Origin of the sequence: Mammaliicoccus lentus (assembly GCF_947036595.1) — a bacterium.
Classification (GTDB): domain Bacteria; phylum Bacillota; class Bacilli; order Staphylococcales; family Staphylococcaceae; genus Mammaliicoccus; species Mammaliicoccus lentus.
On record NZ_OX344834.1, the window covers coordinates 406,466 to 427,696 of the forward strand.

Here is a 21,231-nt window from a genome sequence, read left to right on the forward strand (position 1 = left end):
ATTCTAACTAGCTAGTGACTATAAACAAGCACGTTAGCGCTATATATTTCACCTTAAACGATTTTGCAAAGTGCTGACGACCGGAGGAATAGTATGAGTGAGAGACTACTGGGTCGAGCAACACCTTAAGCTAACATGCACTTTCAAAATCGTATATACATAAAAAGTCTACTAATCCATTAAATTATAATTAACGGACTAGTAGACTTTTTTAGAGCTATGGGTTTATACACTAGCTTTGTTGTTGGTTGTTTTGAATTTTACTATTGCTCTTATTTTCTTCCAATAAACGTTTATCTTTAATTTTATTTTGCATGTTAACTACGATTATATAAATTGAATGGACAATGATTAAACTTGCGAATGTATCTGAGAAGAAATGAGCGTTTAAATACATTCTTGAACACATCATAGAAACAATTAATATACCAAATATCCATTTTACAATTGCTTTATCGTAGAAGCATGTAGCAATAAAGATAGCTACGAATAAAGTTAATGTATGTAAACTAGGAAAGCTAAAGCCATCTATAAATTCTGAAGGTCTTGGCCTTTGGATAATATATTTTAAGGCTGTGCCAACTACAAGTGATGTTATAGCAAATATGGTATAGGTTGAAAATACTGTTCGTTTATAAAAGTAAATGCCAATCAACATTATTGCTATCATAATAACAACATGAGAAGGTGAAAATAAAAAAGAAATAACAGTTAGATAAGTGTTTAATCTAAATATCGTTGCTGTTGATTCAATAAAATCGTGAACAGCATAATCAAGAGGATATATGTATCGTGTTAGTACACTAGCAAGTAATATAATGAAAATAATAGAGTAAGATATGATTAACTTTGTATCCTTCTTCAAGATGCATAAAGCTCCTTCTGTGTATTTTGTACATTAATACTATTTTAAATGAGATAGACATTTAGCACAATACAACTTTAGGACGACCTAATAATCTAGTCTCTTTAGATACTAATTAGCATTGCACATGATGACCTAGATTTGTCTTAAACAAAAAGGGTAGTTAATAATATATGATGATAAATTTGAGAAAGTGAGGCATTTTCATGAATAAAGATTGGCAATCTCAATTACCGATAGAGAATATACAAAAAATAACACCAGTAAGTGGTGGTGATGTGAACGACGCTTATAAAATTGAAAGTAAAGAGGGTGACTATTTCTTACTTGTACAACAAAATCGTTCAGAAGATTTTTATGCAGCCGAAATAGCGGGATTAGAAGCTTTTGAAGCGGCTGGTGTCAGAGCACCTATAGTAGAAGCGCATGGTGAAATTAATGGTGATGCGTATTTACTACTGAACTTCTTAGAAGAAGGTCGGTCTGGAAGTCAGAAAGAATTAGGACAATTAGTAGCGAAATTGCATAGTAACTATGAACCTAATGGTAAATTTGGATTTGATACGCCTTATGAAGGCAGTGATATAACATTCGAAAATGGTTGGAAAGATACATGGGCAGAACTATTTGTTCATCAAAGACTTGATCAACTTCGCGATGAAATTATGAATAGAGGACTTTGGTCACAAGACGAATTAGACACTTACGAAAATGTACGTGAAACGATATTAGAAGAATTAGAACAACACACTAGTAAACCTTCGTTATTACATGGGGATTTATGGGCAGGCAATTACATGTTCTTAACAGACGGAAAACCAGCTTTATTCGACCCATCTCCTTTATATGGGGACAGAGAATTTGATTTAGGCGCAACACGAGTATTCGGAGGTTTCACACAAGACTTTTATGATGCTTATAATGAAGCATTACCTCTAAGTAAAGGCGCTAATGAACGTATAAAGTTTTATGAGCTATATTTATTAATGGTACACCTTGTTAAATTTGGTAGCCTATATGCTGGTAGTGTGAACCGTACAATGAAAGATATATTAAATGATTAAGTAAATTAAAACCCCTTCGCTAATAAAGTAGTGAAGGGGTTTTATGTATAAAGTTTATTTTTTATATTGAATACTAGCTGTTAAGTGAATGCGTTCACTACCAACATTACGATACGTATGGGGTACATCAGAATAAAAATGTATAGCATCATCTTTTGTTATAGTATTGGTCATCCCATTAATATCAAGTTCTAACGTACCATTATGTATGATGATATATTCTTCTGAACCTACATGATGGCCTTCTGAATGCATTTCAGCATTTTCTTCTAATTCCATGTTGAACATTTCAAATTGTTTATCAACATTAAAAGGAAAGTAAGGATAAATAATAACAGTTTGATGTTCATTATAAATAGGTATGATGTCTGACTTTGAAATACAATGAATATTTTCGTTTTTATTAGAGATTAAATCTGATATAGGTATGTGTAGACCATTGGCTATTTTCCATAGTGTTGTAATCGTTGGATTGGATTGACCATTTTCTATTTGGTTAAGCATCGTCTTACTAACACCTGTTAATTTTGAAACGGTACTTAAACTTAGCTGCTGATTGTTTCGATACTGTGAAAGGTTATGTGCAACAATCGTATGGATGTTATTTTGCATTAATTAAACAACTCCTGTTTACAATGTAATGAACGTACTGTACAATATGATTTGTTCTTTATAACGAACGTTTTGTACATTATAACAGAAAATATAAAATAGGAGAATGTTTTATGTCAGAAGATTTAAGGCAACATAATAAAAAAACGAATTGGATGCTGTTTATAGGAATCTTGCTTATAGGAGCAAGTTTAAGAGCGCCTATTACTTCTGTAGGTATTGCATTACCTTCTATTAAAGAGAGTTTAGATTTATCTAATACTACTGTAAGTGTTATTACAATATTACCGTTATTATCTTTCGCAGTAGTTTCACTATTTGCGGCTAAGATCAGTCATAGATTTGGTTTAGAGCGTACAGTATTTGGTGCTTTAATATTAATTTTTCTAGGTATTGTATTAAGAGCAATTACAGGCGTATCTTGGTTATACATAGGTACACTACTTATAGGTGTAGGTATTGCTTTTGGAAATGTACTCACACCAGGTATTATTAAAATGAATTTCCCATTACGTATAGGTATAATGACTGGTTATTATACTGTTACGATGAATATATTTGGTAGTGTTTCTTCATATGTAACTGCTCCATTAGTGAAAAGTTTTAATTATAATTTTGCGATTAGTTTAATAGGAGTCGTTACATTACTCGGTATTATTATTTGGTCATTTCAACTAAAAAAACATGAAAAAATTTCTACTCAACAAAACAATGCTAATATAAATGTTTGGAAATCTCCATTATCATGGCAAATAACGTTATTAATGGGTGGACAATCATTAATATTTTATTCATTGATAAACTGGCTTCCAGAGTTTTTATTAAGTAATGGTATCTCAATAAATGCGGCTGGTATATATCTATCAATTTTACAGCTTGCAATTATACCATTAACATTTATAACACCAATATTTGCTGAAAAAATGAAATCACAATTTTTAATCACATTTATTACAGGGTTATTGTTTGTACTAGGAATTTTATCGTTAATGATTAAACCTGAGTGGGCGATTATAGGCATCGTCTTACTTGGTATAGCGAGCGGTTTAGCTTTTGGTCTAGTAAACACGTTCTTTGGTTTAAGAACAGAACATGGATACACAGCTGCTAAGCTATCAGGTATGTCTCAAGCTGTTGGTTATTTATTCGCCGCTATAGGTCCATTGTTCTTCGGAATATTACATGACGCTACAGGCAGTTGGAATACATCATTTGGCGTTTTACTATTTACCGCATTGTTAATTATGTTCTTTGGTTCACAAGCAGGACGTAATAGAACAATAGAACAAACTTTACAAACTAAATAAAATATGAATTTAAAAGATTGCTCAACAGATAGTATGAGTAATCTTTTTGTTTACATAAATAAAATAATTATGGTAAATATTACAATTTAATGAACATTGCACCACATTTTTTACATAAATCGGAAAACGCTTTCTGGTTATACTTTTATTTCTCACTCTTTATAGTATAATTGTCCCATGCAGTTTAAAAAATAAACTTAAAATTGGTAAATAGGTATGGGAGTGACACGAAAAGATGGAAGACAATCATTTAAAAAGGGGTCTTAGTTCTCGTCAAGTGCAGATGATAGCGCTTGGTGGAACAATTGGTGTAGGTCTGTTTATGGGTGCTTCAAGCACTATTTTATGGACTGGACCATCAGCAATACTTGCATATTTAGTAGCAGGGCTATTCTTATATTTAGTCATGAGAGCTATGGGAGAAATGGTTTATTTATACCCAACAACAGGTTCATTTGCAAACTATGCAAGTGATTATTTACATCCAGTAGCAGGATATGTAACTGCATGGAGTAATATATTCCAGTGGATTGTAGTAGGTATGAGTGAAGTAATAGCTGTAGGTCAATATATGCAGTATTGGTGGCCAGACTTACCAACATGGATACCAGGTGTTATCGTTGTACTAACTTTAGCAACTGCAAACTTAGTGTCAGTTAAAGCTTTTGGAGAGTTTGAATTCTGGTTTGCGATGATTAAAGTAGTCACAATTATCTTAATGATAGTTGCAGGTTTCGGGCTTATATTCTTTGGATTTGGTAATGGCGGAAATGCAATTGGTTTAAGTAATTTAACAGAACACGGTGGATTTTTCCCTAAAGGTATAGTTGGCTTCTTCTTTGCACTATCCATGGTTGTCGGATCCTATCAAGGTGTGGAATTAATAGGGATCACAGCAGGAGAAACAAAAGATCCTAAGAAAAATATTAAAAGTGCAGTAAACGGCGTAATTTGGCGTATTTTAATCTTTTACATAGGTGCAATTTTTGTAATCGTAACTGTTTATCCTTGGGACCAATTAGGAAATGTAGGTAGTCCTTTCGTTGCAACATTCGCTAAAGTAGGTATTACAATAGCAGCAGGATTAATTAACTTTGTTGTTATTACTGCAGCGATGTCAGGTTGTAACTCAGGTATTTTCAGTTCAAGTCGTATGGTTTATACACTTGCTCAAAAAGGACAAATGCCTCGCATATTTACAAAAGTTATGAGAACAGGTGTACCATTCTTTGCAGTATTAGCAATTTCAGTTGGTATTTTTGTAGGTGTTATTTTAAACATCGTATTACCATTAATTATTGATGGCTCAGAAAATATATTCGTTTATGTATATAGTGCGTCTATACTACCAGGTATGGTGCCATGGTTTATGATTTTACTTAGTCATATTAGATTTAGAAAAAATCATCCAGAAGAATTAGATGGACATCCATTCAAAATGCCTGGCGCTCCTTTCACAAATTATATAACATTAGCTTTCTTTGTATTAGTATTGATAGGTATGTTATTTAATGCAGAAACAAGAGTATCAGTTATTATAGGTATTGTCTTCTTATCACTGATGACAGTTATTTATTTCTTAAGAGGCCATCATAGAGTCGATAGAGGAGAATACTAAAATTCATAAATATTTAAAATAAAAAAGAGAATAAGGTAGAATTCCTTACTCAACATAATGCTCCTAATCCAGTGTATATTTTACTCGAGGATTAGGAGCATTTATTTAATATGTGAGATTTGTAGTGTCCATTTTTATTTATCCAAATTCTTTATAAATATCTTCTACAAAATCAACAAAATATGATCTGAATTTTTCGTTATCTGCATGTATACATACATCTACTAAACCATCTTCATTAAATTCAGTATATGTACAACCTTCTGCTTGTCCTTCTGTTATAACAGAAATATTTGCTTTTTTAGTTTCGTAAATTTCTGGATACAATAAGTAGAATATTGTGCTAAGATCATGAATAATGTGTTGGTTTGCACCTCCAGAGTTTGAATCGTTGTATACATCGAGCATCGTCGTAATCATTTTTCCAAAATCACCTAATTGAGCAAGACGTTCAACATCATCTTGGTTAATCATCGTTTCTCTTGTGACATCTAATCCACACATCACAATAGGTAAATCTTGATTAAATACAATATGAGCAGCATGAGGATCAGCGAATATATTAAATTCCGCTACGGGCGTAGCATTTCCACCGACAGCTGCGCCACCCATTAACACTATTTTTTCTACATTTTCAATCGTTTCTGGGAAAAGTGAAAATAAAAGAGAAATATTTGTTAATGGTCCTATTGGAACTAATGTAATAGGTTCATCAGACTGCATAATCACATTTCTCATAGCAATTACAGCGTTGTCTTCTAAAATATTTGAACGTTGTGAAGTATTAAATTCATAATTACCAATACCATTGTGTCCATGTACATATTCAGCCGTAGATAAAGCGTTTAATAAAGGTTTATTGACACCTTTAGCTACAGGTACTTCCTTCTTAAAGTAATCTACAATGTCAATTGCATTTCTAGTCGTATGTTCAATTCCAACGTTTCCTCCAATAGATGTGATTAACCGAACATCTAGTTCTGGTGAATTTAAAGCTGCTGAAATTGCGATAATATCATCAATACCGGGATCGGTATCAATTATAATTGGTGTTGTCATAATCCCACTCCTTTGTAAAATATCTATACTAATAATTATAACAAACCATATAATTTTATATGTATAAAGCGATTTCACCAAAATATGATTGTTTTAACATTAGCTACTATTAATACTACAAATGAGAGAGTAATGAATGGTTGGGAGTTTTTATCGAGTTTTTGGTGGCTCATATTTCCTGTAGGTGGTATGCTAATGGCGATACTAGGTTTGATATGCAAGAATTATTCATTGGAAGGTGATTTAATTGAGTAAACATTTATATATAGCACACGGGTATAACGCCAATAGCCAAAAAAATTGGTTTGATTGGTTAAAAAATCAATTTCCAGAGGTAGATGGCCATTTAATTGATTTTCCTAATTCTACAGAACCTAAGCTAGAAGAATGGTCACAAACTTTAAAAGAAAATATAGATTTATCTAGTGGTGAAAATATTATAGTAGCTCATAGTTTAGGAGTAATCACTGTATTAGATATGATATCTAATGAAACAAGTGATATTAACATAAAAGGTCTTGTACTCATTGCAGGATTTGATGAAAAGATAACAAAAATTCCTGAATTAGATGGGTTTATAGAATCAATAAATGTAGATTATGAGAAAATTAAAGACATAGTACCGTATAGAGTAATTATAGGTGCAACGAAAGATCCTACAGTGCCTTATCCATTAAGTAAATCATTGGCAGAAAGATTAGATGCAAAAGTATTTAAAAAGCATCATGACGGTCATTTTTGTGAAGAAGATGGTTACGATTCATTTCCTGAAGTTAAGTATTATGTAGAAGAAATATTGAATAAAGAATAAAAAAACGCCCTCAGCTATTGCCGAGGGCGTTGGATTATTTTGTTAAATAAAGTTTATAACTGCTTATATATTATGCAGTAACCCATTGTGAAGCGCCAACTTCATTGTATAATTTAACAGCAGCTGCGTCTTGTACGCTTTCAGGAGCTTCTGTTGGTGATTGGCCTTTGTACTCTGCAGGAGCTACTGAATCCCAAGTACTTTGTAAGAATTGGTATTTACCTGCTGCGCCTGAAGATGGGTTAACAGCTTTTAGGTCTCCGCCTGATTCACGTTCAGCGATTGCTTTTAAGTGATCATTAACTTCTACATCTGAACCTTCAGATGCTGAAGAAGTTTGCGTAGTTTTAGTTTCTTGAGTTTGTTGAGCTTCTTGTTTAGGTGCTTCTACTTGAGGAGCCTCAACATTGTTTGATTCTTGTTCTGTTGCAATTGGAGCTTGTGTTTGTTCAGCTGGAGCTTGAGTTTGTTCAGCTGCAGGTTGTTCAGCAACTGGCTCTTGTGTAGCTTCTGGAGCTTGAGTTTCAGTGTCTGCTGCATTAGTTGCATGGTAACCCCAAGTGAAGTTTTGACCATCTGATTCGAAGTTATATTCGAAACCATCTAAAGTAAAGTTGATGTCATAAGCGCCTTCTTGGATAGCTTCTTGGTTAAGTTGTGGTGCATTAGCTTGAGCTAACTGAGCTAGTTCTTCCTTGTTTACATTTTGTTCTGAAGCGTCTGCTACGTTAGTTGAAGCTACTCCTGTTGCACCGATTGCTACTGCTAATGATGAAGATAAAATTGCTTTTTTCATAATTTAAAAACCCTCCGTAATATTTTATAATTTTATTATTAATGTTAGCTGATAATTTCTTTGTTAGTTAAAAAATTCTTCCCTGTGAAAATGGGACAAGACAACAATAACATATATGAGCCCTTTGTAAATTACAGTCAAATAACAAAAGGTTACAATGTCAAATTGATTCTGTAATAAAAATTGCTTCATGTCACACTTTGTAATAATACACTTTATTTCACTCTTTCTTATTTAACTGTATATATGGTATTTTTTATGACTAAAAACCCTCTGAGAACTGTTGTGACAGTTTATTATAAAAAATTAAGATATTTGAATTTATTAATTAAAGGTAAAAAGTAAGAACAAAAAATTAAGCATTACTCTGAAATATTAATTTTAAAATGATGTTATATTTTTATTTTAATAAATAATCTGAAATATTTACATACAAGTTGAGAACTACTGCGAGTATGTTTTAAGCGAAGTTGACTACAAAATACAGAATTATCAGTTTTATTACTGGTAGTTTATCGACTTATAGCATTAGTCATCAGTCAGTAATCTTTGTAATCTTATTGTAATAAATATGAAGGAATAATTGAGTTTGAAATAGAAATCAATAGCATTGCAAGTATTTATAAAAATAAACTTTTTAATTTATCTCTATATATAGAAGAAACACGTTATAGAATATATAATAGAAGTAACTTATTTTTGAACGGAGGTGTTTTAGATGTTTCTTTTAGCTAATAGTTGCAGATTTATAGTAATCGTTCGCAACAAATTTGCGGATTTTTCTCCAAAATTGGTGGAGTGTGTCTTTTTTGAAGAAAAAAATCGCTATAAGGAACATCTAGCACTAGCTTCCTTATAGTACAATTTGGAGGAAGCAAATATGAATATTATAAATATATCGAAAGTTACGCAATCTTATATGGGAGATATTATTTTTGACGATATAAAATATGATTTAAATGATGGTGATTGCGTAGGATTAGTTGGAAGAAATGGTGAAGGTAAGAGTACGCTGTTAAAATTGATGGCTGGTGTAGAAGTGCCGACAGAGGGGCAAATCAGCTGGCAGAAAAATTTATCAATAGGTTATTTAAATCAATTACCGAAATATCAAGACGATAAAAATATATACGAATGTTTGTCAGAAGTATTTGAAGAGTTGAATAATATTGCTGGGCGAATGAGTGATATAGAATTAAAAATGGCAAATAATCCAGACGATTTAAATAAATTGTTAAAACAATATGGTCAATTACAAGAATTATATGAAGAACATGGTGGCTACGAGAAAGATGCACAAATCCGAAGAGTTAGCCATGGACTAAAGATAAGTAACTTATTGGAGTCAACATGGAGTAAATTATCTGGTGGTGAGAGAACGAAAGTAGGCTTGGCACAAATTCTACTTAAACAACCTAAGTTGCTTTTATTAGATGAACCTACAAATCATTTGGATATCTCAGCAATAGATTGGTTAACAGATTTTATTAAACAATACTCTGGAGCAATTGTAATTGTCTCTCATGATAGATACTTTTTAGATGAAACAGTCAATGAAATTATAGAAATTGATCAAGGAACGCTTCATATCTACAACGGAAATTATAGTTATTTCGTTAAAGAAAAAGAAGCTCGTATAATTAGAGAATTTGAAGCTTATCAGACTCAACAAAAGCGGATTAAAAAAATGGAAGAATCTATTAAGCAATTGAGATTATGGGCGAGCCAAGCGAAGCCACCAAATGCAGCGATGTATAAACGAGCGAAAAGTATGGAAAAAGCATTGGATAGAATAAAAAGAGTTGAAAAGCCTATATTAGAAAATAAAAAAATGAATGTGAATTTATCTGAAGGGCAACGTGTTTCAAACGATGTTGTTGAATTTGTTAATATATCAAAAATGTATGATGATATTTTATTTGAGAACATTAACCTATTAATAAGAAGAAAAGAGCACGTAGCTATTATTGGTGATAATGGTACAGGTAAAAGTACAATCTTAAAATTAATATTAGGAAACGAAGAACAAGATGAAGGTAAAATAAAGCTTGCACCTAATTTAAGAATTGGTTACTTATCACAACATACTTTTGAAAACTTAAATTCTGAAACAGTTATCGAAGTATTTAGGGAAGTTGTGAATGTAACAGAAGGTCAAGCAAGGCATATATTAGCACAGTTTTTATTTTATGGTGAAGATGTGTTTAAACCTATCAAATATCTAAGTGGTGGAGAAAAAATGAGATTAAGATGGGCACAGATCGTTAATCAAAACTTTAATGTGCTCATATTAGATGAACCGACAAACCATTTAGATATAGACTCTAAAGAAACAATAGAAGATGCGTTAGAAAAATATAATGGAACGATTATAGCAGTTTCTCACGATAGGTACTTTTTGAATAAATTGTTTAATATAACGTACTTATTGAAAGAACAAATATTAACAAAATACGAAGGCAACTATGATTACGTAAAAGAAAAAATAAAGCAAAATGAAATATAAAGAAAAGACGTTGACGACCTAACTGAATCAGTTCTGGTTGTTAACGTCTTTTTAGTATGAAAAATTATTGGGTTTAAGGTAATCCAATTAAAAGAAAGATTAACTGGATTTAAATCTTTCAATTGCTGTTTCTAATATTATATCTTTGTGCAGTTCTTCAGGAGTCCATGGAATATAATAATCTACTTCTACACCTTTGTTGGACATACCTTTATTCACATCTACTGCACCATCCTTAGAATGTGGAACCATTAATTGATAGTCGTTATTAATATCGACTATCATCACATTACTATAGTCATTCATACCTTTTGTAGGTCTACCAATTATTTCAGCATTTTTAAAATCTTTAAGCCTTAATACAAAACCTTCACCTGAACTAGCACATTCAAAGTCGCATAATATTTTTAATGAAGGTAAGTCATCACGTAATCCATGTATATAATCGTTGTCATTATGAATATTAATATTTACTAAGCCTTTGTCGTAGTAATCTGTAAATAAGTTTAAAAATTGATTAAATTCATCATTATCTTTTAATGATGGTTGTTGTTCTAACATTTTATTTAATTCAAATAATCTATTGTCACAATATGATTTAGTAAATCTATGGTAATAAGGATAATCATACTGAGTGGAGATGTTATTATTTGTTAATAATGGCAATAATGCAAATTGAGCAAAATCAGAGCCACCTCTATTACCTCTTAAATCTATTATGATATTTTTAGAATCTAATATGACTTGTTTATGTGAGTTTATAAGATTCGTTATTGTATATGTATCCATAAAATCTGTGAGTCTTATATATAAGTAATTCCTACTTTCTTCTATAATATAGTAAGATTCAAAAAAATTAATACGTTCTTCAGAAAGAATATTAATTTCTTTAGAATTATGTTTAATGTATTTATACTTTTTTAAAACATCAGTCCATTCCATCCTCTCAGGATTATCAGACTTTAACAGATCAGAATTAGAGAATAAAATTTCTTTGATGCTTAAGTCTCCAATACGCTCAATAATAGTACCCTTTTTTAAATCACTATTTTTAGATTCAATAACATATAGTTTATCTTCGTATAGTTGAACACGAATATTTGGATACGGTCCTTTTTTATCGATAATTTTCAAATGAGGATCATAAAATTCATTTAAATAAGAAGTCATTGAAAAATAAAAATCTTCGTTATCTTTAAAGGAAGAAAAAATAGGGAAGTTTTGAATAAGTTTAGTTTTGTCTAAATAACCAGCATATTCATTCAAAAGTTGATTTTTAATTGTTGTCATTTCTTGATTGTACATATAGAAAACCTCATCTCATAGATATAAACTTCATAACAGTTTATAAAGTAGTTGGTTCAATTATACCAAAATATTTTCTTATTACATCTGTTTATAGCTATATCAGCTAGTTATTGACGTTTTTGTTAAGTGCAATTATAAAAATCCAATTATTTTAATCAAATTACGATATATCGCTTTACAACTTTCGATATATCGGTTAATATAACGATATATCGAAAAAGGAAAGGTGATAATAATGTTCAACAGACAATTTCACAGTAGAAGACTTGCAATGATGCAACATGATGACGGAGGTTTCTCTCGTGGCTTTGATGGTTTTGAAAAAATGTTCGCTGCTGCAAGAGGTAATGAAAGATTTTTCAAAAAAGGCAATTTACAGTTCATTATATTAAATCTGTTATTAGAAGAACCGAAACATGGCTACCAAATTATTAAGGACCTCGAAGCGAAATTTAAAGGTTTCTATTCGGCGAGTCCTGGCAGTGTTTATCCGATTTTACAAATGTTAGAAGATCGTGAGTTTGTGTCAATTTCTAAAGATGGCAAGAAAAAAGTTTATACGATTACTGATGAAGGAAAGCAGTTTTTAGAAGAGAACGGAAACAATGATGAATTTACAAAACGTATGGAACAATTCCAAAGCATGGATATGGGAAAAATGAAAGAATCTAGAAGTGAATTACAAGAACTTTTCAAATCATTTATGTTGGCAGGTAAAATCTCAATGCAAGATGATAAAAAATATGAACAGTTTCAACAATTAATTAAGGAAACTAAAGAAAAACTTCAACAATTCAGGGAAGAAAAATAAAACTTGAAAGAAGAATGACTAATAATGAAGAAACAAGATTTAAAACATATAGCAATTGTAGGTGCTGGTCCAGGTGGATTAATGCTAGGGCTACTATTACAGAGACAAGGCTTCTCTTTCACTATTTACGAACGTGGTTATCAAAATATGCATAGTGACAGAGGTGGTTCACTAGATATTCATGATGACAGTGGACAGTTACCTTTGAAAGTGGCTGGTATTTTTGAGAATTTTCGTAAGCACGCGCGTTACGAAGGTGAAGATACACGTATTGTAAATAAAGACGGAGAAATTTTATACGATGAAGATGCAGAAGGTGAGGGGAATAGGCCTGAAATCGATCGTGGGAAATTATGTGATATTATAATGGAACAAATTCATCTGGAAAATATTAAATATGGTTTTAAGTTTGAAAAGCTGATACAGCGAGATAATGGGGAAGTTGAGCTAGTATTTGAAAATGGTACAACTGTTATGACAAATTTAGTAATTGGTGCAGATGGTGCATTTTCTCAGATACGCTCTTATTTAACAAATGCTAAACCTGAGTATACTGGTATTTCTATGATTGAGATGAATTCTGATGAGAATGAACACCCAGATCTTCTTAAGTTCAATAAAAATGGTAAGCTAATTGGCTTAGGTGGCGATCAAGCTATATTAGGTCAACGTAATGGAGACGGACGTATAATGGCATACATCAGCTTCAAAACAAAATATGAAAAACTTGATGAATATCGTAATCTTTCATTGGATGCATTAAAAGAAAGATTGTTAGCTGAATATAGTGACTGGGATTCAGAGCTTAAAAACTATATTGCATATAGTTATGATGATATTAAATTCCGTAGAATTTATAAACTTCCTATTGGTTTAACTTGGGCAACACAACCAAATATTACAATCATTGGTGATGCTGCACATCTTATGAGTCCATTCGCTGGTGAAGGTGTAAATATGGCTTTGTATGATGCTTACCTTTTAGCAGAATCATTTAAAAACTTTAATAATCTTACTGAAGTATTAAAAGTTTATGAACAACAAATGTTCGAAACTACAAAAGTTCATGCGAAAGAGTCACAAGATAATTTAGAAATATTTTTCTCGGAAAATGGTGCGGAAAAAATGGCACAATTCTTTTTAGATGTGGAAAAATAATTTTTATAAACTAGAAAGAAGTGGAACAGAAATCTCATTAAAAAATAAGATTTCTGTTCCACTTCTTTGTATTTTCACATTCATTCTTCTTCTCTCATTACTTTATTTGAACTTTTTCTACTATCATAATATTTAGATATATTTACTTTGAACTCAATATTATCTTTGTATGCTTCTGAAAAGATACAACTGTAAAAGATGTCTAACAGGAAAGTAATAGAGTTATTTAATGTGAAGTTACCAATTTTCGAATATAGTTTTTCTCGTGTTGTTATTCTGAATAGATAGTCGGATTGTTTGACCAATGTATTATCGCCTATACTTGTTAGCGATATGATAGTTGCTTTCTTTTTTCTTATCATTGGTAACAGTTTAAGAATATTTGTAGTTTCACCTGTGTAAGAAATGATAATAACGCAAGTATCTTCCGAACAGGTTGATGCTTCGTAACCTTGGTCAAAGGTACATAGCGTAACTTTTTTACCGATTCTCATCATATGAGATTTGAAAGCATAACAAAGTTGAAGGTTATTTTCTAATGAAAATATCTTAATTTCTGATGCTGTATTTAAATATTCAACTGCTTTTTTTAATACATTATAGTCGATTAACGATAACGTGTCTTCTATTGTCATTTCATTTAAAGTGGCTAACTTGTTTGAAATTGTCATGAAGTTATCTGTTTCATCAAATGGAAAGTTAGCATCGACATTGTGAAAATTATTATTTAAGTAATACATTTCTTTAACAAAAGCTTCTTTTAAATCAACCCAACCTGAATATCCTAGTTTCTTAGCAATTCTCGTTAATATGGAAGGGTGAGTATAGGCTTCTTCTGCAATTTGCTTTGCTGTTTGATCTTGTATTTCATCCCAATTTTTAAATATGTAACTAATAACTGTTCTTTCGGAAATAGAAAAACGTTCTTGTTCTTTCATTTTCTCGCTTAATAGCATATTTATCACCAAATTAATTATAGCTTTTGTAAACAACATTTACAAAAATAATTAAAAATTCTTACAATATTGTAAATCATAAAGTTGATTCATGCTAAGGTCTTGTACATTTTTAAAAGGAAACTATTATTAAGGTAAAGGGGGATTTTCCAATGGTTAAAGGTGTAAAAATTGTAACAATAGGTGGAGGAAGTAGTTATACTCCAGAATTGATGGAAGGTTTTATTAAAAGGTACGAAGAGCTTCCAATAAGAGAAATTTGGCTAGTAGATATAGAACCAGGTAAAGAAAAATTAGAAATAGTAGGTAAAATGGCTCAAAGAATGTGGGATGCTTCTCCTTACGATGTTAAAGTTCATTTAACAGTCGACCGTAAAGAAGCGTTGAAAGATGCTGATTTTGTAACGACACAATTTAGAGTAGGTGGATTAAACGCTCGTGTTAAAGATGAAAGAATACCATTATCTTACGGCATGGTCGGTCAAGAAACGAATGGTGCTGGTGGTATTTTTAAAGCATTCCGTACAATTCCAATTATTTTAGATGTTGTAGAGGACATGAAAACACTTTGTCCTAATGCATGGTTAATTAATTTTGCGAACCCAAGCGGTATGGTAACTGACTCAATCATTCGTTACGGTGGCTGGGAAAAAGTTATTGGCTTATGTAACGTTCCAGTAGGTGCTATGATGGCTGAACCTGAATTATTAGGAAAAGATATAAATGAACTAATTTATTCGTTTGCCGGTTTAAATCATTTTCATTGGCACCGTGTAAAAGATACTAAAGGTGTTGATGTAACTTCTGAAATTATTGATAAAATGTACAGTAATGATTCAGGGATTCCAGCAAATATTCATGATATACCATTCTTCAAAGAGCAACTTAAACAAATGAATATGATTCCTTGTGGGTACCATCGCTACTATTATAGAACTGAAGAAATGCTTGAGAATATGCTAGAAGAATACAATGATGAGAATGTAGGAACGCGAGCACAGCAAGTTAAAAAGAGTGAAAAAGAATTATTCGAATTATATAAAGATGTTAACTTAGATCACAAACCAGAACAGTTAGAACAACGTGGTGGCGCTTATTATTCAGAAGCTGCGTGTGAAACGATTGCATCTATCTATGCTAATAAAAATACCCATATTGTTGTTTCTACTAAAAACCAAGGATCTGTACCAGATTTATCACCAGAAGACGTGGTAGAAGTTTCAGCTTATATTGGAGCAGAAGGTGCACGTCCTATAGCATTTGGAACATTCAAACCAGCAGAAAAAGGTTGGTTACAGTTAATGAAGAATATGGAGTTAACTGTAGAAGAAGCGGCAGTAACAGGAGATTATGGCTTAGCGCTACAAGCATTTACTATGAATCCACTTATACCAAGTGGAGAAACAGCTAAGCGCGTTCTAGACGAACTATTAATAGCACATAAAGAGTACTTACCACAGTTTGACAATAAAATTACACAACTTTTAGAAGAAGGATGCACAATTAAAGATGAAGTTGTATTAGAATTAAATAACCAATCGTTACCTTTATAAAAATTAAATCTATTGAAATCTTAACCCCCTCACTTATATAACTAGTGAGGGGGGTTAAGTTTTAAAAAATGTTCACAAAAAGTTCACTTACGAGCAAATTTTATTCTCTCTATACTATAAAGATATAAATAGAAAAGGATGATAAAATTGCCAACAACTAGAAAAGAAAATATACAATTCGGCTTGATAATGTGTTTTGGTATGGTATTAGTAATGAGTATATATAATCTTTATATTAATGGAACAATAGGGGAAATTACTTTTATAGAAGGCATATCTGATTTTGCTATAGGATTTGTTATTGCCTTTATATTAGATATGTTCATTGTAGGACCTAACGCTAAAAAAATAGCATTTAAATTAACAGCAAATACAAATAAGAAAATCTATACAGTCTTAGCAATATCCATATGTATGGTTTTAGGAATGGCATTTTTAATGTCTATTTACGGCTTAGTTTCTACTTACATTCATATTGGATATACTTCGAATTCAATGATTATAGACTACCTTTCGATATTTGGTAAAAATTTAATCATAGCATTACCATTACAAATTATTGTTATGGGCCCACTAGTTCGTTATATATTTACTAGGTATATTCAAGTGAATAGAATGACTATGGAAAATTAAGAAGGAAGCGAGTCAGAAATTTTTTTAGGAAAATGAGATTTCTGTCGACTCCTTTTTGGCAAGAATATATAAAAGCTAGAGATTATACTTTTATTGGATTAATTATGCCGAAATTCCAAGTAGTCCACCTTTTGTTGGATTAATTAAGCCGTAAATCCAAATAGAGTACCTTTTTCTTCATGCTAAAAACAACAAAAGCTGAGACATCAATAAATGTCTCAGCTTTTTAACCTTCTTTAATCTATATATCGTTTTAAATGTTTTGCTGTAAATGAATCGTCTACATCTAATATACCTTGTGGTGGTCCACTATATAATATATGTCCTCCGTTCATGCCGGCTCCTGGTCCTACGTCGATAATCCAGTCTGCATGGGTCATCATAGTTAAGTTATGTTCTATGATGATAACTGTATTACCTTGTTCTATCAATTGTTCGAAGCATGACAACAGTGTTGGTATATCGTCTTCATGTAATCCTGTTGTTGGTTCATCGAATACGAATATTTCATCAGTTGCTGATTGATCAAGGTATCTACTTAACTTAACTCTTTGTATTTCACCACCTGATAGTGTATCGAGTGATTGTCCTAAAGTCATATAATGTAGTCCTGTTGCCTGTAAATGGTTTAAGCGACTATAAATCTTGTGATTATGACTGAACATATCAATACCTTCTTCAACTGTTAAAGCTAATACATCGGCTATTGAATATCCATTTACTTTTGCTGCTAACACTTCAGGTCTATATCGTGTACCTTTACATACTTCGCAAATTTGTGAAAAGTCAGGCATAAAAGCTAGTTCTGTCTTGATGACGCCTTTACCATTACATTCGGGACATGCACCTTCTGAATTATAGCTAAACATGCTCTTTTTCAATCCAGTTTCATTACTATAAAACTCACGGACTTCATCAAATAAATCCATGTAAGTTAATAAATTAGAACGGTTTGATGCATGAACAGGTTTTTGATTTATAAAAGTTGTATCGCTACGATTATAAAGTCCAGCTTTTAGCAAAGAACTTTTACCTGAACCTGCAACACCTGTTAATACAGATAAAATGTTTTTAGGAATATCTATAGATACATTTTTTAAGTTATTGTTATTAATGTTTTTTAGATGGAGAAAGTTTTCTGGTTGTCGAATGTTATTTTTAATATGATGAGATCGGTTCAGAGCTTTACCTGTTGCAGTATGTGTATCAAGCAGTTCTTGATATGTACCGGTGAATGTAATTTCGCCACCGTGCTTTCCAGCTTCTGGACCGATATCAATTACATGATCAGCGATACGAATGACATCTGGATCATGCTCGACTACTAATACAGTATTGCCTTTATCTCTAATTGATTTCATAATGTCGTTAATTTTTTCAATATCTTCAGGGTGAAGTCCTACACTTGGTTCGTCGATAATATATACTAAATCAGTTAAAGGACTGTTTAGATGACGAATTAATTTAATTCTTTGTGACTCTCCTCCTGAAAGAGAAGGTGTTTGACGGTCTAGTGTTAAATAATTAAGTCCAACGTATGACAAAGCTTGTAACTGTTCACGCAATGGTTTAATAATGTAGTTAGCTTTTTTATCTTGAATATTTTCAAGGAATGTAATAGCTTCATCTATTGGTAATGCTGTGAAGTCTGTAATGCTTAAGTTGTTAATTTTACAGCTTAACACTTTTTTATTAAGACGTTTACCATCACAAGTAGGGCATTTATGTGTTGTAACAACTCTGTTCACATCTTCTAAAAAGCGTTTTTTCTCAAAATTATCATTTAATAAAAATGAACGTCTAAAACGGTGTATTAAACCTTCGAATTTGGCAGTTTTTGGCCAATTATCAGGTGGATTTTTTAATTTTTTAGGTTTTGTATATAAAAATGTATCCATTTCTTCTTTTGTATAATCTTTTAGCTTTTTATCGTTATCGAATAGACCACTGTATAAATAACGTTTACCTCTCCAGCTATCCGGACGAAATGATGGGAACTTAATAGCGTCTTCATTTAATGACTTGTCATAATCCAGTAGTTCATTTAAATCTATATCTTCAACATATCCTAGTCCTTGGCAAGTGGGACACATACCACTCGGGTTATTGAATGAAAATACACTTGAATAGCCAACAAATGGCTCACCAATTCTTGACCATAACAATCTAACAGAAGCATAAATATCTGATATAGTACCGACTGTTGAACGAGAATTACCGCCTAATCTTTTTTGATTAATGACCATTGCTACTGGCAAGTGTTCTATTTGATCAACATCAGGTTTTTCATATTGTGTTAATTGATTTTGTATATAACTTGAATATGTTTCATTTAATAGCCTTTCAGACTCAGCAGCTAATGTGCTAAAGACTAGAGAAGACTTACCTGAACCTGAACGACCAGTAAACACTGTTAATTTATGTTTAGGAATATCGACATTTATGTTTTTTAAATTATTTTGATTTGCACCATGCACACGAATATAAGACATAAATTTCACCTCAATATAATTGTACCCTTTTATGTTTAAAACAAAAACTTCTGCTTAAATTGATGTACAATGAAGTTATATCATAAAATAATGTTAGCGATTACAAAGTAAAGGAGTATATGTATGTGGATTGATATTACGCAAAAACTATCAAACGAAATTGCACACTGGCCGGGGGATGAGCCTTTTAATTTTGAATTGTCTGCTACTAAATCAGAAACGGGCTCGGTAAATATAGGGAGTATTTCTACAAGTACTCATATTGGAACACATATGGATGCACCATTTCATTTTGATGATGAAGGTATAACGATAGATCAAATTGATGTAAATCGATTAATAGGCGAGGCAACGTTGATAGAAGTTTTTGAAGAGAATTTAATTTCTCGGGAAATACTTGAACAGTTTGACATTAAAGGGACTATTATCATGATTAAAACAAAACATGAAGCGAAATCAAATATTTTTCCTGAAAATGTACCTGTACTAACGGAAGATGCAATTGCTTATTTATCAAGTATTGGTATTAAAGTGTTTGGTATAGACGTCCCTTCAGTAGATGATATAGATTCTAAAACATTAGATAATCATCACGCTTTTAATAAATACGATATTATCAATATTGAAAATTTATTATTAGAAGAAGTATCAGGTGGCTATTATCATTTTATAGGTTTACCACTTAATTTAATGGGAGCAGATGGTTCGCCGATTAGAGCAGTTATTGAAAAGAAAGGGGAATAGGGATGAATAATTTTCAAGATGATTCAATCAAAGGGGAAAGTGTAAAGACAGATTTTACAGAAGATATGACTTATAGTGAATATTTAGGTTTAGATAAAGTTTTATCAGCACAACATACATTAACAGATAGTCATGACGAAAAATTGTTTATTATCGTTCATCAAGTTTCAGAATTATGGATGAATCTCATAATTCATGAAATTAATTCTGCATGTGATGATGTTAAAAATGATCAATTTAAACAAGCGTTTAAAAAGTTAGCACGGGTAGGAAATATACAAAAACAACTCATTCAAGTATGGGAAGTATTATCTACGATGACACCGAGTGATTATTTAACGTTTAGAGATGATTTAGGTAGTTCTTCAGGATTCCAATCTTACCAAAATAGAATGCTTGAATATAGCCTTGGGTATAAAACGACACATGCGCTTAAAATATATGAAAAAGATGCTAATATATATAATTTGTTAAAAACACAGCTTGAAAAACCAAGTATATACGATGAAACGATTAAAGCTATAAACAGGGCTGGTTTTAAGATTGATGAATCAGTATTAAATAGGAAAGTGACAGACAATCATGTTTCTAATGAATCAGTGAAAGAAGCGTTTAAAGAAATATATTTAAATGCAGAAACATATTTTGAGTTATATGAATTACTAGAGAAATTAACGGATGTTGAGGACAGATATAGTCAATGGCGATTCCGTCATATGAAAACTGTGCAGAGAATTATAGGATTTAAAGTAGGAACTGGTGGCAGCTCTGGTGTAAATTATTTAAAACGTGTTATAGATCATAGCTTCTTTCCAGAACTTTGGGAACTTAGAACAGAATTGTAAAAACAATAACAATTGCCGGAGGGGTACTACCAATCTGGGGCATAAATAAATGTCTCAGGCTGGTAGTTCCGCTCCCTTCTTATTTCAAAAAAA

18 protein-coding genes are annotated in these 21,231 nt (G+C 31.6%); 11 read left to right on the top strand and 7 right to left on the bottom strand.

Annotated features, from left to right (window positions below):
- Nucleotides 1–232: 232 nt before the first annotated feature.
- The gene (locus ACNMOQ_RS01825; RefSeq protein WP_017000204.1) at nucleotides 233–865 is read right to left on the bottom strand and encodes a phosphatase PAP2 family protein; all 633 of its coding nucleotides are present in this window, start codon (nucleotides 863–865) and stop codon (nucleotides 233–235) included.
- A gap of 206 nt (nucleotides 866–1,071) precedes the next feature.
- On the opposite strand from ACNMOQ_RS01825, the gene ACNMOQ_RS01830 reads away from it, so the two are divergent.
- Nucleotides 1,072–1,929 (top strand): fructosamine kinase family protein, encoded by an 858-nt coding sequence (locus ACNMOQ_RS01830; protein WP_147640799.1) that lies wholly within the window; start codon nucleotides 1,072–1,074, stop codon nucleotides 1,927–1,929.
- Nucleotides 1,930–1,983: 54 nt separating this feature from the next.
- Here the strand turns inward: ACNMOQ_RS01830 and ACNMOQ_RS01835 are convergent, their stop codons facing one another.
- Nucleotides 1,984–2,541 (bottom strand): helix-turn-helix domain-containing protein, encoded by a 558-nt coding sequence (locus tag ACNMOQ_RS01835; RefSeq protein ID WP_135021628.1) that lies wholly within the window; start codon nucleotides 2,539–2,541, stop codon nucleotides 1,984–1,986.
- A gap of 113 nt (nucleotides 2,542–2,654) precedes the next feature.
- Here ACNMOQ_RS01835 and ACNMOQ_RS01840 point away from each other — a divergent pair, with 113 nt between their 5' ends.
- The gene (locus ACNMOQ_RS01840) at nucleotides 2,655–3,848 is read left to right on the top strand and encodes a CynX/NimT family MFS transporter (protein ID WP_064211788.1); all 1,194 of its coding nucleotides are present in this window, start codon (nucleotides 2,655–2,657) and stop codon (nucleotides 3,846–3,848) included.
- Between the two features lie 235 nt (nucleotides 3,849–4,083).
- Nucleotides 4,084–5,466: an amino acid permease gene (locus tag ACNMOQ_RS01845; protein WP_017000208.1), complete on the top strand. Its 1,383-nt coding sequence runs from the start codon at nucleotides 4,084–4,086 to the stop codon at nucleotides 5,464–5,466.
- A 138-nt stretch (nucleotides 5,467–5,604) separates the two neighbouring features.
- On the opposite strand, the gene ACNMOQ_RS01850 is transcribed toward ACNMOQ_RS01845, so the two are convergent.
- A complete protein-coding gene (locus ACNMOQ_RS01850; RefSeq protein ID WP_017000209.1) occupies nucleotides 5,605–6,525 on the bottom strand; it encodes a nucleoside hydrolase in 921 nt (306 codons plus the stop codon).
- A gap of 247 nt (nucleotides 6,526–6,772) precedes the next feature.
- Here ACNMOQ_RS01850 and ACNMOQ_RS01855 point away from each other — a divergent pair, with 247 nt between their 5' ends.
- On the top strand, nucleotides 6,773–7,336 hold the full coding sequence (locus tag ACNMOQ_RS01855) for an RBBP9/YdeN family alpha/beta hydrolase (RefSeq protein WP_416350185.1): 564 nt from the start codon (nucleotides 6,773–6,775) through the stop codon (nucleotides 7,334–7,336).
- A 70-nt stretch (nucleotides 7,337–7,406) separates the two neighbouring features.
- Here the strand turns inward: ACNMOQ_RS01855 and ACNMOQ_RS01860 are convergent, their stop codons facing one another.
- Nucleotides 7,407–8,132 (bottom strand): transglycosylase family protein, encoded by a 726-nt coding sequence (locus tag ACNMOQ_RS01860; RefSeq protein ID WP_416350186.1) that lies wholly within the window; start codon nucleotides 8,130–8,132, stop codon nucleotides 7,407–7,409.
- 880 nt (nucleotides 8,133–9,012) lie between these two features.
- Between ACNMOQ_RS01860 and abc-f the strand changes: the two genes are divergently transcribed.
- Nucleotides 9,013–10,638: a ribosomal protection-like ABC-F family protein gene (abc-f, locus tag ACNMOQ_RS01865; protein WP_135021637.1), complete on the top strand. Its 1,626-nt coding sequence runs from the start codon at nucleotides 9,013–9,015 to the stop codon at nucleotides 10,636–10,638.
- Nucleotides 10,639–10,737: 99 nt separating this feature from the next.
- Here abc-f and ACNMOQ_RS01870 read toward each other — a convergent pair whose 3' ends face one another.
- Nucleotides 10,738–11,943 carry a S41 family peptidase gene (locus tag ACNMOQ_RS01870; protein WP_416350187.1) on the bottom strand — a complete coding sequence of 402 codons (1,206 nt, stop codon included), beginning with the start codon at nucleotides 11,941–11,943 and terminating at the stop codon, nucleotides 10,738–10,740.
- A 238-nt stretch (nucleotides 11,944–12,181) separates the two neighbouring features.
- Between ACNMOQ_RS01870 and ACNMOQ_RS01875 the strand changes: the two genes are divergently transcribed.
- Together ACNMOQ_RS01875 and ACNMOQ_RS01880 are read left to right on the top strand one after the other, a co-directional pair.
- Nucleotides 12,182–12,757 (top strand): PadR family transcriptional regulator, encoded by a 576-nt coding sequence (locus tag ACNMOQ_RS01875; protein WP_017000215.1) that lies wholly within the window; start codon nucleotides 12,182–12,184, stop codon nucleotides 12,755–12,757.
- Nucleotides 12,758–12,781: 24 nt separating this feature from the next.
- The gene (locus tag ACNMOQ_RS01880; protein WP_416350188.1) at nucleotides 12,782–13,915 is read left to right on the top strand and encodes an FAD-dependent oxidoreductase; all 1,134 of its coding nucleotides are present in this window, start codon (nucleotides 12,782–12,784) and stop codon (nucleotides 13,913–13,915) included.
- 80 nt (nucleotides 13,916–13,995) lie between these two features.
- On the opposite strand, the gene ACNMOQ_RS01885 is transcribed toward ACNMOQ_RS01880, so the two are convergent.
- Nucleotides 13,996–14,853 (bottom strand): MurR/RpiR family transcriptional regulator, encoded by an 858-nt coding sequence (locus tag ACNMOQ_RS01885; protein WP_416350189.1) that lies wholly within the window; start codon nucleotides 14,851–14,853, stop codon nucleotides 13,996–13,998.
- Nucleotides 14,854–15,023: 170 nt separating this feature from the next.
- On the opposite strand from ACNMOQ_RS01885, the gene ACNMOQ_RS01890 reads away from it, so the two are divergent.
- Nucleotides 15,024–16,424 carry a 6-phospho-beta-glucosidase gene (locus ACNMOQ_RS01890; protein WP_064211783.1) on the top strand — a complete coding sequence of 467 codons (1,401 nt, stop codon included), beginning with the start codon at nucleotides 15,024–15,026 and terminating at the stop codon, nucleotides 16,422–16,424.
- A 138-nt stretch (nucleotides 16,425–16,562) separates the two neighbouring features.
- Nucleotides 16,563–17,057: a DUF2798 domain-containing protein gene (locus ACNMOQ_RS01895; RefSeq protein WP_416350190.1), complete on the top strand. Its 495-nt coding sequence runs from the start codon at nucleotides 16,563–16,565 to the stop codon at nucleotides 17,055–17,057.
- 236 nt (nucleotides 17,058–17,293) lie between these two features.
- Here ACNMOQ_RS01895 and ACNMOQ_RS01900 read toward each other — a convergent pair whose 3' ends face one another.
- Nucleotides 17,294–19,549 carry an ATP-binding cassette domain-containing protein gene (locus ACNMOQ_RS01900; protein ID WP_147640805.1) on the bottom strand — a complete coding sequence of 752 codons (2,256 nt, stop codon included), beginning with the start codon at nucleotides 19,547–19,549 and terminating at the stop codon, nucleotides 17,294–17,296.
- Nucleotides 19,550–19,672: 123 nt separating this feature from the next.
- Here ACNMOQ_RS01900 and ACNMOQ_RS01905 point away from each other — a divergent pair, with 123 nt between their 5' ends.
- Both ACNMOQ_RS01905 and ACNMOQ_RS01910 read left to right on the top strand, forming a co-directional pair.
- Nucleotides 19,673–20,293, top strand: coding sequence for a cyclase family protein (locus ACNMOQ_RS01905; RefSeq protein ID WP_064204639.1), 621 nt, complete (start codon nucleotides 19,673–19,675; stop codon nucleotides 20,291–20,293).
- Between the two features lie 2 nt (nucleotides 20,294–20,295).
- The gene (locus ACNMOQ_RS01910; protein WP_064204640.1) at nucleotides 20,296–21,138 is read left to right on the top strand and encodes a tryptophan 2,3-dioxygenase; all 843 of its coding nucleotides are present in this window, start codon (nucleotides 20,296–20,298) and stop codon (nucleotides 21,136–21,138) included.
- Nucleotides 21,139–21,231: the final 93 nt, after the last annotated feature.